13 protein-coding genes are annotated in these 16464 nt (G+C 70.9%); 7 read left to right on the top strand and 6 right to left on the bottom strand.

Annotation, left to right across the window (positions count from 1 at the left end; genetic code table 11):
* Positions 1-31: 31 nt before the first annotated feature.
* Entirely contained in the window at positions 32-1393 is a 1362-nt protein-coding gene (gene glnA / locus HW837_RS37695) for a type I glutamate--ammonia ligase (protein WP_045562842.1), read from the bottom strand.
* Positions 1394-1799: 406 nt separating this feature from the next.
* Between glnA and HW837_RS37690 the strand changes: the two genes are divergently transcribed.
* The 4 genes from HW837_RS37690 (at position 1800) to HW837_RS37675 (ending at position 7075) form a co-directional block, all read left to right on the top strand.
* A complete protein-coding gene (locus HW837_RS37690) occupies positions 1800-2465 on the top strand; it encodes a DUF3105 domain-containing protein (protein ID WP_093792665.1) in 666 nt (221 codons plus the stop codon).
* A 28-nt stretch (positions 2466-2493) separates the two neighbouring features.
* Positions 2494-3117 (top strand): DUF305 domain-containing protein, encoded by a 624-nt coding sequence (locus HW837_RS37685; RefSeq protein ID WP_045562840.1) that lies wholly within the window; start codon positions 2494-2496, stop codon positions 3115-3117.
* A 181-nt stretch (positions 3118-3298) separates the two neighbouring features.
* Complete coding sequence (locus HW837_RS37680; RefSeq protein WP_193381691.1) at positions 3299-5239, top strand: S53 family peptidase; 1941 nt, start codon at positions 3299-3301, stop codon at positions 5237-5239.
* Between the two features lie 81 nt (positions 5240-5320).
* Positions 5321-7075: an NAD+ synthase gene (locus HW837_RS37675; RefSeq protein ID WP_093792661.1), complete on the top strand. Its 1755-nt coding sequence runs from the start codon at positions 5321-5323 to the stop codon at positions 7073-7075.
* A 501-nt stretch (positions 7076-7576) separates the two neighbouring features.
* On the opposite strand, the gene HW837_RS37670 is transcribed toward HW837_RS37675, so the two are convergent.
* From HW837_RS37670 to HW837_RS37650, 5 genes are all read right to left on the bottom strand, one after another.
* Positions 7577-8176 (bottom strand): GNAT family N-acetyltransferase, encoded by a 600-nt coding sequence (locus HW837_RS37670; RefSeq protein WP_193381690.1) that lies wholly within the window; start codon positions 8174-8176, stop codon positions 7577-7579.
* A gap of 42 nt (positions 8177-8218) precedes the next feature.
* On the bottom strand, positions 8219-9448 hold the full coding sequence (locus HW837_RS37665) for an MFS transporter (RefSeq protein WP_045562836.1): 1230 nt from the start codon (positions 9446-9448) through the stop codon (positions 8219-8221).
* Between the two features lie 191 nt (positions 9449-9639).
* The gene (locus HW837_RS37660) at positions 9640-10686 is read right to left on the bottom strand and encodes an endonuclease/exonuclease/phosphatase family protein (RefSeq protein WP_045562835.1); all 1047 of its coding nucleotides are present in this window, start codon (positions 10684-10686) and stop codon (positions 9640-9642) included.
* 230 nt (positions 10687-10916) lie between these two features.
* Entirely contained in the window at positions 10917-11549 is a 633-nt protein-coding gene (locus tag HW837_RS37655; protein WP_045562834.1) for a TetR/AcrR family transcriptional regulator, read from the bottom strand.
* A gap of 80 nt (positions 11550-11629) precedes the next feature.
* The gene (locus HW837_RS37650; RefSeq protein ID WP_045562833.1) at positions 11630-13207 is read right to left on the bottom strand and encodes an MFS transporter; all 1578 of its coding nucleotides are present in this window, start codon (positions 13205-13207) and stop codon (positions 11630-11632) included.
* Between the two features lie 190 nt (positions 13208-13397).
* Between HW837_RS37650 and panB the strand changes: the two genes are divergently transcribed.
* From panB to HW837_RS37635, 3 genes are all read left to right on the top strand, one after another.
* Complete coding sequence (gene panB, locus HW837_RS37645; RefSeq protein WP_045562832.1) at positions 13398-14264, top strand: 3-methyl-2-oxobutanoate hydroxymethyltransferase; 867 nt, start codon at positions 13398-13400, stop codon at positions 14262-14264.
* Between the two features lie 306 nt (positions 14265-14570).
* On the top strand, positions 14571-15596 hold the full coding sequence (locus HW837_RS37640) for an ATP-binding cassette domain-containing protein (protein ID WP_196789806.1): 1026 nt from the start codon (positions 14571-14573) through the stop codon (positions 15594-15596).
* Positions 15593-16462: an ABC transporter permease gene (locus HW837_RS37635; protein ID WP_045562830.1), complete on the top strand. Its 870-nt coding sequence runs from the start codon at positions 15593-15595 to the stop codon at positions 16460-16462. Before HW837_RS37640 ends, HW837_RS37635 begins: the two co-directional genes overlap by 4 nt.
* Positions 16463-16464 lie beyond the last annotated feature (2 nt).

Below are 16464 nucleotides of genomic sequence, written 5' to 3'. Positions count from 1 at the left end.
CGCCGCCACAAAAGGCTCGGCGGCCCTGCCCCTACAGCACCGGCAGGTTCTTCCGCAGCTCGAAAGCGGTGACCTCGCTGCGGTACTCCTCCCACTCCTGGCGCTTGTTGCGCAGGAAGAAGTCGAAGACGTGTTCGCCGAGGGTCTCGGCGACGAGGTCGCTGCGTTCCATGAGGGAGAGCGCCTCGCCCAGGTTCTGGGGGAGCGGCTCGATGCCCATCGCGCGGCGTTCCGCGTCGGAGAGGGCCCAGACGTCGTCCTCGGCGCCCGGCGGCAGCTCGTACCCCTCCTCGATGCCCTTGAGGCCGGCGGCCAGCAGCATGGCGTAGGCGAGGTAGGGGTTCGTGCCGGAGTCCAGGGAGCGGACCTCGACCCGGGCCGAGCCCGTCTTGCCGGGCTTGTACATGGGGACGCGGACCAGGGCGGAGCGGTTGTTGTGGCCCCAGCAGATGTAGGACGGGGCCTCGCCGCCGGCACCCGCCGTGCGCTCGGAGCCGCCCCAGATGCGCTTGTAGGAGTTGACCCACTGGTTGGTCACGGCGGCGATCTCGGCGGCGTGCTTCAGCAGGCCCGCGATGAAGGAGCGGCCGACCTTGGAGAGCTGGTACTCCGCGCCGGACTCGTAGAACGCGTTCCGGTCGCCCTCGAAGAGGGAGAGGTGGGTGTGCATGCCGGAGCCGGGGTGCTCGGAGAACGGCTTGGGCATGAACGTCGCCTGGACGCCCTGCTCCAGCGCCACCTGCTTCATGACCAGGCGGAACGTCATGATGTTGTCGGCGGTGGAGAGCGCGTCGGCGTAGCGCAGGTCGATCTCCTGCTGGCCGGGGGCGCCCTCGTGGTGGGAGAACTCGACCGAGATGCCCATGGACTCCAGCATGGTGATCGCCTGGCGGCGGAAGTCCATGCCGACGTTCTGCGGGGTGTGGTCGAAGTAGCCGGAGTTGTCGGCCGGGGTGGGGCGGGAGCCGTCGACCGGCTTGTCCTTCAGCAGGAAGAACTCGATCTCGGGGTGGGTGTAGAAGGTGAAGCCCAGGTCGGAGGCCTTGGCCAGGGACCGCTTCAACACGTACCGGGGGTCCGCGAAGGACGGGGAGCCGTCCGGCATGAGGATGTCGCAGAACATCCGGGCGGTGCCGGGGGCCTCCGCGCGCCACGGCAGGACCTGGAAGGTCGACGGGTCCGGCTTGGCGATCATGTCGGACTCGTACACCCGGGCGAAGCCCTCGATGGCCGAGCCGTCGAAGCCGATGCCCTCGTCAAACGCCTGTTCCAGCTCGGCGGGGGCCACGGCCACGGACTTCAGGAAGCCCAGCACGTCCGTGAACCACAGGCGTACGAAACGGATGTCGCGCTCCTCCAACGTACGGAGCACGAACTCCTGCTGCTTGTCCATCTTCCGCTTCCACCCATTCCTTGCTGGTCAGGCCGCCTTGCTCCCGAGCCACGGGAGGCGGTCGGGCACCTGAGCATCCCACCACAACACCATTTCGTGCGCGTTGCGCACCTTGATCGGCATTCGGACGTCCCGCTGAACGCCCGGCGTACGGCAGGTGTACCGCTCGCTCCGCCGCTCAACCGCTCTGCCGCCCATCTTGCCTGCTCGCGCCGACATCCGTAACGCCCACGTGGACGGACATCCGCCGGGCGTCCGTCACGCCTGCCCCGAAAGCCGGGCGGCATCCGTGGCCGGGGGGCAGCATGGGAGACGGGATCCCTCGTTTACGAGAGGGAGCGGATCAACTTACGATCAGTCGATCCGACCGTCCCATCCGACCCATCCCCCACTAAGGACACATCCCATGGCCGCCAAGACCAACAGCAGCGGGGACCGCAAGGCGCGCATCGAGGCGATGCGCCGTGCCGAGCGCTCCCGTGAGCGCCGGAACCGGATCCTCACGATCGGCGCCAGCGTGCTGATAGTCGCCGGCCTCGTCGTGGGCGGGACGGTCCTGATCCGCTCGCAGTCCGACGACAACGGCAGCGACAGCGTCGCCAGTGACTCCAAGTCGAACGGCAAGTGGGAGACCGGCTCGGACGGCGTGAAGACCTGGAGCACCAAGCTCACCCAGAACCACGTCACCAAGAACGTGAAGTACCCGATGGAGCCCCCGGTGGGCGGCGACCACAACCCGGTCTGGCAGAACTGCAACGGCGACGTCTACGACAAGGCGATCAAGAACGAGAACGCCGTGCACTCGCTGGAGCACGGGGCGGTCTGGGTGACGTACAACGGCAAGGCCTCCGAGGCCGACGTCAAGGCGCTCGCGGAGAAGGTCAAGAAGACCCCGTACACGCTGATGAGCCCGGTCGAGGACCAGAAGGACCCGATCATGCTCAGCGCGTGGGGCCACCAGCGCACGGTGACCAGTGCGAAGGACCCGAACGTCGACAAGTTCCTCGAGAGCTACGTCCAGGGCGAGCAGACACCCGAGCCGGGTGCCGCCTGCACCAACGGCATCTCCTAGCGACGGCGGCACTGGCACAGTGGGAAGCATGAAGCACATCGGTTGGATCGCCTCCGGGGCCGCGGCCGTGCTCGTCGCGGCCGGGGCGATCACCTACGCGGTCGCCGACGGTGACGAATCCGGGCTGAAGACCCCGGCCGCCGACTCCGCCGACGCGGGGTTCGCCCGGGACATGGCCGTCCACCACCAGCAGGCCGTCGAGATGTCGTACACCGTCCGCGACCGGACGGACGACGAGGAGGTCCGGCGGCTCGCGTACGACATCGCGCAGACGCAGGCCAACCAGCGCGGCATGATGATCGGCTGGCTGGATCTGTGGGGCCTGCCGAAGGTGTCGTCGCAGAAGCCGATGGCCTGGATGGGCATGGAGGGGATGGCGTCCGGCGAGGACGGGGCGCTGATGCCGGGCATGGCCACCAACGCCGAGATGGACAAGCTCGGCAAGCTGAACGGCAAGCAGGCCGAGATCTTCTTCCTCCAGCTGATGACCGACCATCACAAGGGCGGCATCCACATGGCGGAGGGCTGTGTCTCCACATGCACGGTCGGCGTCGAGAAGAAGCTCGCCCAGGGCATGGTGAACGCCCAGGAGTCCGAGATCTCCTTGATGACGCGCATGTTGAAGGAGCGGGGCGCCGCGCCGCGGTCCTGACGCTCCGTCGCGGTTCGCGCGGCCCCGGGGACGTATGCCGCGATTCCCTTGCGCATACGGTCCCTTGGGGCGGCGATACATTCGCTTGACGGGTTCTTTGGGCAGCCGTGCCCGGTGGAATTCCCTGGCATGAACGGTTCATCGCGAGAGTTGCGGCAACCGCATTCCAGGGGGTTCATCCATGCGAACCAAGAGGTCCGGGCGTGCCGCGCTGCTCGCCGCCGGTGTGCTCGTGCTCGGCATCCCCGCCGCACACGCCTCGACCGTCCCGCCGGGCCCCGGCCGGGACACGCTGAAGGGCACCAGACCCGCGTGGGCCACGGCCGAGGCCGACGCGGGGGCCACCACGAACAGCTCCAAGGTCTCCGCGCGCGTCTATCTGGCCGGCCGTGACGCCGCCGGGCTGGCGGCGTACGCCGAGGCCGTGTCCGACCCGTCGTCCCCGTCGTACGGGAGGTTCCTGAGCGCCGCGCGCACGCAGGCCCGCTTCGGGGCGACCGGGGCGCAGGTGAAGGCGGTGACGGCATGGCTGAAGGGCGCCGGACTGACCGTCACCGGCACGAACCGGCGCTACCTGTCGGTGACCGGTGACGTCGCCGCCGCCGAGCGCGCCTTCGGCACCCAGCTGCACAACTACCGCAAGGGCAAGCACACTTACCGTGCCCCGGCGAAAACGGCCTCCGCGCCCGCCGGCCTGGACGGCGCCGTGCTGACCGTGACCGGTCTGGACACCGCACCCCACCGGGCCACCCACGACGACCAACTCCCGCCGCCGGACACGGTGTTCCGCAACGCCGGCCCCTTCTCCTCGTACTACGGCTCGAACACCGCGAGCACGCTGCCCGACGCGTACGGCACGAAGATCCCGTACGCGGTGAAGGGTTACACGGGCAAGCAGCTGCGGGCGGCGTACGGGGCGGGGAGCCGTACGGGCAAGGGGGTGCGGGTCGCCGTCACGGACGCGTACGCCTCGCCGACCATCGCCTCCGACGCGGCCACCTACGCGAGCCGGCACGGTGACCCGGCCTACCGGGGCGGGCAGTTGCGACAGGTGCTGCCGAAGACGTACACGGCGACCGAGGAGTGCTCGGCGTCCGGCTGGTACGGCGAGGAGACCCTCGACGTCGAGGCCGTGCACGCGGTCGCGCCGGCCGCGGACATCACGTACGTCGGCGCCGCGTCCTGCCACGACGACGATCTGCTCGACGCGCTCGGGAAGATCGTCGACGGGCATCTCGCCGACATCGTCTCCAACTCCTGGGGCGACATCGAGGCCAACCAGACCCCTGACCTCGCCGCCGCCTACGACCAGGTCTTCCAGCTGGGCGCGGTCGAGGGCATCGGCTTCTACTTCTCATCCGGGGACGACGGAGACGAGGTCGCGAACACCGGCACCAAGCAGGTCGACACCCCGGCGAACTCGGCGTGGGTGACGGCGGTCGGCGGTACGTCGCTGGCGGTCGGCAAGGGCGACGCGTACCTGTGGGAGACCGGCTGGGGCACCCTCAAGGCCACCCTGGCGGACGACGGCGGGAGTTGGACGGACTTCCCCGGCGCCTTCACCTCCGGCGCGGGCGGCGGGACCAGCCGGACCGTGCCGCAGCCCTTCTACCAGCGGGGTGTCGTACCGAAGGCGCTCGCGACGGCGAACGGGGCCGTGCCGATGCGGACGGTGCCGGACATCGCGGCGGTCGCCGACCCGAACACCGGGTTCCTGATCGGGCAGACCCAGTCGCTGCCCACGGGTGGGCAGGCGTACGACGAGTACCGGATCGGCGGCACCTCGCTCGCCGCGCCGGTCATGGCGGGTGTGCAGGCGCTGGCCCAGGAGGCCCACGGCGGCCGTCCGCTGGGCTTCGCCAACCCGGCGATCTACGCCCGGTACGCGGCCTCGGGGTACGGCGCGAAGGTGTTCCACGACGTCACGGACCGGCCGACCGGCGGCGCCGGGCTCGCGGTGGCCCGCGTGGACTTCGTCAACCAGTACGACGCGGGCGACGGGCTCGCCACCTCCGTCCGCACGCTGGGCGCCGACAGCTCGCTGCACGCGGTGCGCGGGTACGACGACGTGACCGGGGTCGGGTCGCCGGCCAAGGGGTACGTGGAGTCGTACCGCCGGTAGGACCGCGACGGGGTGTGGGGCGCCGTGAACGTGGGGCGCCCCACACCCCATTGCGTCGCATTGACGATTACACTGGGCCGCGTGCCTCAACTTCGTCTCGCTTTGAATCAGATCGACTCGACCGTCGGCGATCTCGCCGGGAACGCCGAGGCGGTGGTCCGCTGGACCCGGCACTCAGCCGAGCAGGGAGCGCATCTGGTGGCGTTCCCGGAGATGGTGCTGACCGGGTACCCCGTCGAGGACCTCGCGCTGCGCCAGTCCTTCGTGGAGGCCTCCCGTGCCGCGCTGAAGGCGCTCGCCGCGCGGCTCGCCGACGAGGGCTTCGGGGAGCTGCCGGTGATCGTCGGCTACCTCGACCGTTCCGAGTCCGCCGCGCCGAAGTACGGCCAGCCGGCCGGGGCGCCCCGGAACGCGGGCGCGGTGCTGCACCGGGGCGAGGTGGCGCTCACCTACGCCAAGCACCACCTCCCCAATTACGGCGTGTTCGACGAGTTCCGCTACTTCGTGCCCGGCGACACCATGCCGGTGCTGCGGCTGCACGGCATCGACATCGCCCTCGCCATCTGCGAGGACCTCTGGCAGGACGGCGGCCGCGTCCCGGCCGCCCGGTCCGCCGGGGCCGGGCTGCTGCTCTCCATCAACGCCTCGCCGTACGAGCGCGACAAGGACGACACCCGGCTCGAACTGGTGCGCAAGCGGGCCCAGGAGGCCGGCTGCACGACCGCGTACCTGGCGATGATCGGCGGCCAGGACGAGCTGGTCTTCGACGGCGACTCGATCGTCGTCGACAAGCACGGCGAAGTGGTCGCGCGGGCGCCGCAGTTCGCGGAGGGGTGCGTGGTCCTGGACCTGGACCTCCCGGCGGCCGCCGCCGACCCCGTGACCGGTGTCGTGGACGACGGGCTGCGCATCGACCGGCTCGTGCTCTCCGAGGAGCCGCTGCCCGCGTACGAGCCTGAGCTGGCCGGCGGGTACGCGGACCGCCTCGACGACGACGAGGAGGTGTACTCGGCGCTGGTGGTGGGCCTGCGGGCGTACGCCGCGAAGAACGGCTTCTCGTCCGTCCTGATCGGACTCTCCGGCGGCATCGACTCGGCGCTGGTCGCCGCCATCGCGTGCGACGCGCTGGGCGCGCAGAACGTCTACGGCGTGTCCATGCCGTCGAAGTACTCGTCGGACCACTCCAAGGGCGACGCGGCGGAGCTGGCGCGGCGGACGGGTCTGAACTTCCGCACCATCCCGATCGAGCCGATGTTCGACGCGTACATGTCCTCGACCGAGCTGACGGGGCTGGCCGAGGAGAACCTCCAGTCGCGGCTGCGCGGCACGCTGCTGATGGCGATCTCCAACCAGGAGGGCCACATCGTCCTCGCGCCCGGCAACAAGTCGGAGCTGGCGGTGGGGTACTCGACGCTGTACGGCGACTCGGTGGGCGCGTACGGCCCCATCAAGGACGTGTACAAGACGTCGATCTTCCGTCTGGCGGAGTGGCGCAACCGGGCGGCGACCGAGCGGGGCCAGACCCCGCCGATCCCGGAGAACTCCATCTCCAAGCCCCCGAGCGCGGAACTGCGCCCCGGCCAGGTCGACACGGACTCCCTGCCGGACTACCCGGTCCTGGACGCGATCCTCGCGCTGTACGTCGACCGCGACCAGGGCGCCGACGCGATCGTCGCCGCCGGCTTCGACCGGGACCTGGTCGTCAAGACCCTGCGCATGGTCGACACCGCCGAGTACAAGCGGCGCCAGTACCCGCCGGGCACGAAGATCTCCCCGAAGGGCTTCGGCAAGGACCGCCGGCTGCCGATCACGAACCGGTGGCGCGAGCGGGCGTAGGCGCGGGGTCAAGGCCTGAGGGGACCTTCAGGCCTCCAGGCACCCCTGGGGTCCGGGCACCCCAGGACTCCGGGCCGCTCCGGACTCCGGGCTGCTCCGGACTCCGGGCACCTGAGGCCTCCGGGCACCCCAGAGGTCCGGGCAACTCAGGGCTCTGGGCACCCCAGGGCTCCGGGCCGCTCCGGACTCCGAGCTGCTCCAGACTTCGGGCACCTGAGGCCTCCGGGCACCTCAGGGGTCCGGGCACCCCAGGGCTCCGGGCCGCTCGGGCCTCCGGGCTGCTCCGGACTCCGGGCACCTGAGGCCACCGGGCCGGTTCGGACTCCGGGCTGCTCCGGGCTCCGGGCACCCCAGGGGTCCGGGCAACTCAGGGGTCCGGGCAACTCAGGGCTCCGGGCACCCCAGGGCTCCGGGCCGCTCGGGCCTCCGGGCTGCTCCAGACTTCGGGCACCTCAGGCCTCCGGGCCGGTTCGGACTCCGGGCTGCTCCGGGCTCCGGATCTCAGGCCTCCGGGTCGCGCAGGCCGACGCAGTCGAAGGCCCAGAAGAGGTCCGAGTAGACGAAGGTGCCCGTCATCCACGGCTCGTGGGCGGAGAGACGGGCGACCTGGAACGCGGCCTCGGGGATGCGCAGCGACGGCGAGCGGAAGCCCGCCGCGACGGCGCCCTCGAAGCCGCGTGTGCCGTAGTAGTGCGGTGCCCCCTCCAGGAAGACCAGCGGCACCCCCTGGCCGTCCGCCGCCGCGAGGGCGTGCGCGACGAGCCGGGTGCCGATGCCCTGACGCTGGAACTCGGGGAGCACGCCGAGCGGCGACAGGGTCAGCACGTCCACGATCCGGCGCGGGGCGTCCAGGCGCGCCGCGCTCAGCAGGACGTGTCCGACGATCCGGTCGTCCACGGTGGCGACGTAGGAGAGCGGTGGCGTCGCGGCGGCCGTGGCGCGCAGCGCCTCCACGAGCCCGGGGATCCGCTCGTCGTCACCGAAGGCGCGCGTATGGACCTCGCGCACCCCACGGTGGTCGTCGGCGGTCTCCTGCCTGATCCCCGGCCCCGCCCCGCTCGGAGCGAACGGCGGCCGGTCGGACGTGCCCTGTGTGGTCATGGCCGGGAGCGTAGATCCGGCGGCGGCCCTCGGGCGAGGCGATTACGCCCCCACGCGCACCGACTCCGACTCCTCCGGCACATGGGACGCCACCACGCGGCCGCGGTGCGGGGCGGGGGTGGGTGTCCGGCGGGTGTCGACGGCGTAGGACACCGCCGCGACCGCGAGGCCGATCAGTGCGAGGGCCGCGCCCGCGGTCGCCGGGGCCGTCGTGCCGAGGCCGGCGGTCAGGGCGAGGCCGCCGATCCAGGCGCCGCCCGCGTTGGCCAGGTTGAAGGCGGCCTGGTTGGCGGAGGAGGCGAGGGAGGGGGCGGCGGCGGCCTTCTCCATGACCATCAGCTGGAGCGGCGAGCCGGTGGCGAAGGCGGCGACGCCGAGGAGGAGGACGGCCAGGGCGGCGCTCCACTGCGCGGCCATGAGGACCGGGAAGAGGCCGAGGACGAGGATCAGGGACGCCAGGCCGCCGAAGAGGGTGCCGCGCAGGGAGTGGTCGGCGAGGCGGCCGCCGGCCAGGTTGCCGATGGTCGCGCCGACGCCGAACAGCGCGAGCAGCATGGTCACGCTGGTCTCGGCGTACCCGGCGGAGTCCGTGAGCATGGGCGTGATGTAGCTGTAGGCGGAGAAGAGGGCGCCGAAGCCGGCGACGGTCGTGCCGAGGGCGAGCCAGACGGGCAGGGAGCGCAGGGCGCCCAGTTCGCCGCGCAGGCCCGAGGAGTGGTGCTCCGCCCGGTCGTCCGGCAGCAGGAGGGCGAGGGAGGCGATGGCGGCGAGGCCGATCGCGCTGACGCCGAGGAAGGTGATCCGCCAGCCGAAGTGCTGGCCCACGAGGGTCGCGGCCGGGACGCCTGCGACGTTGGCGATCGTCAGGCCGAGGAACATCAGCGAGACGGAGCGGGCCTTGCGCTCCGGCGCCACGAGGCCGGTCGCGACGACCGCGCCGACGCCGAAGAAGGCGCCGTGCGGCAGGCCGCTGAGGAAGCGGGCGGCGAGCAGCCACTGCTCGTCGGGGGCGAGCGCGGAGAGGGCGTTGCCGGCGACGAAGAGGAGCATCAGCCCGATCAGCACCTTGCGGCGGGGCATCCGGGCGGTGGCCGCGGCGAGCAGCGGGGCGCCGATGACGACGCCGAGCGCGTAGGCCGAGACGAGGTGGCCGGCGGCGGGGATCGTGATGCCGAGGTCGGCCGCGACCTCGGGGAGCAGGCCCATGATGACGAACTCGGTCGTGCCGATTCCGAAGGCGCCTACGGCGAGAGCGAGCAGGGCCAAAGGCATGGCGGAGAGACCTTTCAAAGGGTGCAGGAGGGCAGAGGGAAGGAAAGGAAGGAATCGGTTCCGTTCCATCGTATGTTCATTGACGGAACAAACTCGAACCGGGACCTATTCCTCTGCCCCGCTCCCCCGGCCCCACCTGCGCCGTCAGCCCCCGGACGTGTCGATCGTCACCCGCGTCGGCCTCCGCGCCGTCAGCCGCCCGGCGTCTCCGTCGTCACGCGCGCCGCGATCGGCAGGTGGTCACTGCCGGTCTCCGGCAGGGTCCAGGACGCCCTGGGTTCCATGCCGCGGACCATGATCTGGTCGATCCGGGCCATCGGGAACGACGCCGGCCAGCTGAAGCCGAAGCCGCTGCCCGCCGCGCCCTGGGTGGAGCGCATCTGGGCGGTGACGGCGTTCAGGGCGCGGTCGTTCATGGTTCCGTTGAGGTCGCCGAGGAGGACGACCTGCTGGATCGGCTCGTCGGCGATGGCCTCGCCGAGGGCGTCGGCGCTCTTGTCGCGCTGGCGGGCGGTGAATCCGGCCTCCAGCTTCACCCGCACCGAGGGGAGATGGGCGACGTAGACGGCGACGGGCCCGCCGGGTGCCGCCACCGTCGACCGCATCGCGCGCTCCCAGCCGAGCTTGATGTCGACGGCCTCGGTGTCGCTCATCCGGTACTTGCTCCACAGCCCGACCGTGCCGACGACCTCGTGGTACGGGTAGGTCGCCGCGAGCGCCTTCTCGTACACCGGCACCGCGTTCTCGGTGAGTTCCTCCAGCGCCACCACGTCCGCGCCGGAGGCGGCGACCTCACGGGCCGTGCCGGACGGGTCGGCGTTGTCCGCGTTGACGTTGTGGGTGACGACGGCGAGGTCGCCGCCGGTGCCGGTCTTGCTGGTGACCAGTCCGCCGAAGATGTTCAGCCAGACGACGGTCGGCACCAGGAGCGCGACGAGCGCCGTCGCCGACCTGCGCACCAGGGCGAGGATCAGCAGCAGCGGGATCGCGAGACCGAACCAGGGCAGGAACGTCTCGGTCAGACTGCCCAGGTTGCCCACGGTGTTGGGGACCTGGGCGTGCAGCACCATCACCAGGGCGACGAGTACGGCGAGGACCGCGAGGACGATGCCGCGCCGCCAGATCCGCCGGTCTCCTCTCCACCCGCCGAAGAGGCGGCCGAACAGGCGCCGGAACCGGGATCGTTCGCGGCCCTGCCCTGCGCCGCCGCCCGTCTCCGTCATGTACGCCTGCGCCATACCGTCGCCTCACTGCCTGCCGTGCACTTCGTCCCCCCGCGCTCTCAAAACCCTAGGGGATGATCGCCTTCGTTCCCGCCGTCACCGGGCGGCCGTACGGGAGCAAGGACGCACAACCCGCTGTTCGGAGTTCCGAACCGGCGGACAGGGCCCGACGTCTGTAACGAAACGCGCACATCGCTGTGACCCACTTCGCAGGCCGCCGGAGCGCCACCGCGACGGCCCGACGGTCAGTCAGGAGGGCGGAGCCCTTCGAGGACCGTGTCGACGATGTTCTCCGCGAGGTTCTCAGGGAGCGGGGCGTCCGGGCGCATGACGGTGCGGACCAGCATGGGGCCGAAGACCAGGTCGCCGACGAGGTCGATGTCCACGTCCGGGCGGAGTTCGCCGTTGTCCCGGCCCCGGCGCAGGACGGCGGCGAGGGCCCGGCGGCGGGGGGCGACGACGTCCGCGTGGTAGGCGTCCCAGATCTTGGGGCTGCTCTTCATCTGGGCGATGACGTTGTACAGGATCGCCGAGGGCCGGTTGAGCAGCCCGCGCCGGCGTGCCGCCTCCAGGAAGACGACCAGGTCGTCGCGCATGGAGGTGCCGGGCAGCACCGGGTCGGGGGGTTCGGCGGCGCGCAGCACGTCGACGAAGAGTGCCTCCTTGCCGCTCCAGCGGCGGTAGATGGTCGCCTTGCCGACGCCGGCGGTGCGGGCCACCCGCTCGATCGACAACTCCGCGAGCGGCACGCCCTCTTCGAGGAGCTTCATGACGCCCTCGATGATGGACCGCTCCACGGCCTCGCTGCGGGGCCGTCCGCGTACGGGGCTGCCGTCCCGGACCCGGCCGTCTCCGGCGTGGCTCTCGGCGAGGCTCAAGGTCGACTCCGTCTCTCGTGTGCTGGTCCGGCTCACTCGTGGGCCGGTTCGCCCCACTCGCGCGTCGGTCCGATTCTCCGTCAGTGGTCGGCGGTCACCAACTCCGTCTCCTCCTTGCCCTCTTGCCCGCCCTTCGGCCGTCCCGGCAGGAACACCGCCATGGCCACCGCGCCGAGGAGGGCGATGCCGGCTCCGCACAGGGCGGTCACATGCATGGCGTGCAGGAAGGCGTCGTGGGCCGGGGCGACCAGGGCCTCGCCCCGCTCGCCGAGCCGGGCGGCGAGTCCGAGGGTGGCCTCGATGGACTCGGCGGCGGCGTGCGGGGCGCCGGCGGGCAGCTCGTCCTCGATGCCCGTGCGGTAGGCGGTGGAGAGCACCGAGCCGAGGACGGCGATCCCGAGGGCGCCGCCGACCTGCCGGAAGGTGTTGCTGAGCGCGGACGCCGAGCCGGCCTTCTCGCGGGGCAGGGCCTGCATGACGACGACGCTGAGCGGGGTCATCACATGCGCCATGCCGACACCCATGAAGAAGAAGACGACTTCGAGGATCCAGATCGGGGTGTCCCCGTCCAGCACGGCGAACGCGGCCAGCATCGCGGCGATCAGGATCATGCCGGCCGTGCACACCGCGCTGTTGCCGAAGCGGTCGACGACGAGGCGGGCGCGGGGCGCGAAGACCAGCTGCGCGACGGCCAGCGGGAGCATCAGCAGGCCGGTCTGGAGCGGGGAGTAGCCGCGGACGGTCTGGGTGTAGAAGACGGAGAAGAACGTCACGCCCATCAGCGCGAAGAAGACCAGGCCGATGACGCCGATGGCGGCGGAGAACACCTTGTTCTTGAAGAAGTCCATGTCGATGGACGGGTGGTCGCTGCGCTTCTCGAAGACCACGAAGGCGGCGAGGACCGCGAGGCCGGCCAGGCTGGGCGCGAGGACCGTGGCGTCGGTGAAGTCGGCGAGCTGGCCGCCGCGGATGATGCCGTAGACGAGGAGGACGAGGCCGACCACGGAGAGCAGGACGCCGACGGGGTCGATACGGCCGGGGTCCGGGTCGCGCGAGTCGGGGACCAGCCAGATCATCAGGCCGAGGGCGAGGGCGACGATCGGCACGTTGATCAGGAAGACCGAACCCCACCAGAAGTGGTCGAGCAGGAGGCCGCCGGTGATCGGGCCGATGGCGATGGCGAGGCCGACGCCGCCCGCCCAGATGCCGATGGCCTTGGGCTGCTCGTCGCGTTCGAAGACGTTCATCAGGACGGCGAGGGTGGCGGGCATCACGAAGGCGGCGCCGAGGCCCATGACCGCGCGGAAGGCGATCAGCTCGCCCGGGGAGCCCGACAGGGCGGCCAGCGCCGAGCCGATGCCGAAGACGACGAGCCCGCCGAGCAGCACCTTCTTGCGGCCGAGACGGTCGCCGAGGAGACCGGCGGAGAACAGCAGCCCCGCGAAGACCAGCGTGTAGGCGTTGATCGCCCACTCCAGCTCGCTCTGGGTGGCGCCGAGCCCGGTGGGCTCCGGGGTGGAGATCGTCTTGATGGCGACATTGAGGATCGAGTTGTCGAGCACCACGATCAGCAGGCTCAGCATCAGCACGCCGAGGATCACCCAACGGCGCCGGTGCACCGCCGCCGGTATGCGGGAGTCAGGGACTGCGGTAGTCATGTCGTCGACCCTAGACCTATTTCGATACGGGACCGTCTCGTATCGTAAATCTTTTACCCGGCTCTTACGTGCTGTATGCCTGCACGGTCACATGTACCCGCTCTGGCCCTGTCCCGTCCTAGGTGCCACCATGGACGTGGTCCGGGGACACCGTCAGGGTGCCTCGAGATGACATGAAGGAGCTGGAGCGATGACGCAGCTTTCGGCTGCCCAGACGAAGCCCTCCGACGGCAGCAAGGCGCTGTACGGGGGCAAGGGCACACGCCGTATCACCGTCCGGGACATCGCCCTCGCCAAGGAACGCGGCGAGAAGTGGCCCATGCTCACCGCCTACGACGCGATGACCGCGTCCGTCTTCGACGAGGCCGGCATCCCGGTGATGCTCGTCGGCGACTCCGCGGGAAACTGCCACCTCGGGTACGAGTCGACCGTGCCCGTCACCCTCGACGAGATGACCATGCTCTCCGCGGCCGTCGTCCGGGGCACCAGCCGCGCCCTGATCGTCGGCGACCTGCCCTTCGGCTCCTACCAGGAGGGCCCGGTGCAGGCGCTGCGCTCGGCGACCCGGCTGGTCAAGGAGGCCGGGGTCGGCGCGGTCAAGCTGGAGGGCGGCGAGCGGTCGCACCGCCAGATCGAGCTGCTGGTCGAGTCCGGCATCCCCGTGATGGCCCACATCGGCCTCACGCCGCAGTCCGTCAACGCGATGGGCTACCGCGTGCAGGGGCGCGGCGAGGAGGCCGCGCAGCAGTTGCTGCGCGACGCCAAGGCCGTGCAGGACGCGGGCGCGTTCGCGGTGGTCCTGGAGCTGGTTCCGGCGGAGCTGGCGGCTGAGGTCACGCGGGTGCTGCACATTCCGACGGTCGGCATCGGTGCCGGGGCCGAGACGGACGCGCAGGTGCTCGTGTGGACGGACATGCTGGGGCTGACGGGCGGGCGGGTGCCGAAGTTCGTCAAGAAGTACGCGGATCTCCGTACGGTCATGGGTGACGCGGCGAAGGCGTTCGCCGAGGACGTCGTGGGCGGCACGTTCCCGCTGGAGGAGCACTCCGTCCACTAGGGCCTCCGGGTTCGCTGGGCCGGGGTGCGTTGTCGGGTGCGGGTGCGGTGGGGCTTCTCGCGCAGTTCCCCGCGCCCCTGAAAGACCAGGCCCTGCGGGCCTGAAAGACCACGGCCCCGCGGCCCTGAAAAGCAAGGGGCGCAGCCCCTGCTTTTCAGGGGCGCGGGGAACTGCGCGAGAAGCCCCACCCACCCGCACCCGCCCACGAGACAGGCACCCCCGAGCTCTCAGGCGCCGTCGGTCGGCCATCGGCCCTGTCGGTGGCCTGTCGGTGGTTTGTCGGTGGGCGCTGGGACCGTCGTCCGCATGACACGAATCGACAAGAACGCCAGCGGCGCGAAAGGCGCTGTCGCCGTGCGGGGGCTGGTCAAGCACTACGGGGAGACCAGGGCGCTGGACGGTGTCGACCTCGACGTGCGAGAAGGCACCGTAATGGGCGTGCTCGGCCCCAACGGGGCGGGCAAGACCACCCTCGTACGGTGCCTGTCCACACTGATCACACCGGACGCGGGCCGGGCGACCGTGGCCGGGTACGACGTCGTACGGCAGCCGCGCCAGCTGCGCCGGGTGATCGGCCTGACCGGCCAGTACGCCTCCGTGGACGAGAAGCTGTCCGGCTTCGAGAACCTCTACATGATCGGCCGGCTGCTCGACCTGCCCCGGAAGGAGGCGAGGAGCCGCGCGACCGGCCTGCTGGAGCGGTTCTCGCTGACCGAGGCCGCCGGGCGCCCGGCGGGGACGTACTCCGGCGGTATGCGGCGGCGACTCGACCTGGCCGCGTCCATGATCGGCAGCCCGGCCGTGCTCTATCTGGACGAACCGACGACCGGCCTGGACCCGCACACCCGCAACGAGGTGTGGGCCGAGGTGAAGCGGATGGTCGGTGACGGCGTGACCGTGCTGCTGACCACCCAGTACATGGAGGAGGCCGAGCAGCTGGCCTCCGAGCTGACCGTGATCGACCGGGGGAAGGTCATCGCGGGCGGCCGGATCGAGGAACTGAAGGCGCAGGTCGGCGGGCGTACGCTCCGGGTCCGGACGGCCGATCCGGTGCGGCTGCGCCCGCTGGCCGCGGATCTGGACGGCCTGGGGATCACCGGGCTCGCCACCACCACCGTGGACACCGAGACCGGCACCCTCCTCGTGCCGATCCTCAGCGACGAGCAGCTGACCGCCGTCGTCGGCGCGATCACCGCGCACGGCGTCACCATCGCCTCCATCAGCACCGAACTGCCCAGCCTGGACGAGGTGTTCCTGTCGCTCACCGGCCACAAGGCCAGTGCCCCGCAGGACGCCGCCCCGTCCCCCGCCTACGAGGAGGTCGCCGTATGAGCTCCCACCCGTCACCCACCGCCACCCTGAACGAGGCGCTACGCGCCGCCCCTTTGAACACCCTGCCCACCGTGGGCGAGGCCGACGGCCGGATCGGGCTGCGGGCCCACGCCCGGCACACCGGGGCGCTCGTCCGGCGCAATCTGCTGTGGATCCGGCAGGACCCGGAGTCGATGTTCGACGCCGTGCTGATGCCGATCGTGTTCACCCTGCTCTTCGTGTACGTCTTCGGCGGCTCCATCGGGCAGGCGCTCGGCGGCGGCCAGGAGCAGTATGTGCAGTACGTGGTGCCGGGCCTGATGGCGATGATGGGCATGAACATCGCGATGGGCGTCGGCACGGGCTTCAACGAGGACTTCCAGAAGGGCGTCATGGACCGCTTCCGGTCCCTGCCGATCGGCCGGTCCTCGGTGCTGCTCGCGAAGATCTCCGTCGAACTGCTGCGGATGCTGGTCGCCACGACCATCCTGCTGACCGTCGGTGTCCTCATCGGCTTCGACATCACCAGCTGGCCGGGGCTGCTGGGCGCGGTCGGTCTGGCCGTCGTCTTCGGCTCGTCCCTGATGTGGATCTTCCTGGTGCTGGGCGTGACCATGAAGAACGCGCAGTCCGTGCAGGCCATGGGCTTCCTGGTGCTGTTCCCGCTCCAGTTCGGCTCGTCGATCTTCGCGCCGACCCAGTCCATGCCGGGCTGGCTGCAGACCTTCACGGACTACAACCCGCTGTCGTCCCTCGCGGACGCCGCGCGCGGCCTGATGACGGGTGGGCCCGTCGCCCACGACCTGCTCGTCACCCTCGGCTGGTCGGTGGCCCTGACGGCGGTCATGGCGCCCATCGCGATCCACAAGTTCAAGACGAAGAACTGACC

Origin of the sequence: Streptomyces caniscabiei, from assembly GCF_014930365.1 — a bacterium.
GTDB lineage: Bacteria > Actinomycetota > Actinomycetes > Streptomycetales > Streptomycetaceae > Streptomyces > Streptomyces caniscabiei.
This window is presented reverse-complemented; position numbering and strand designations above follow the sequence as displayed.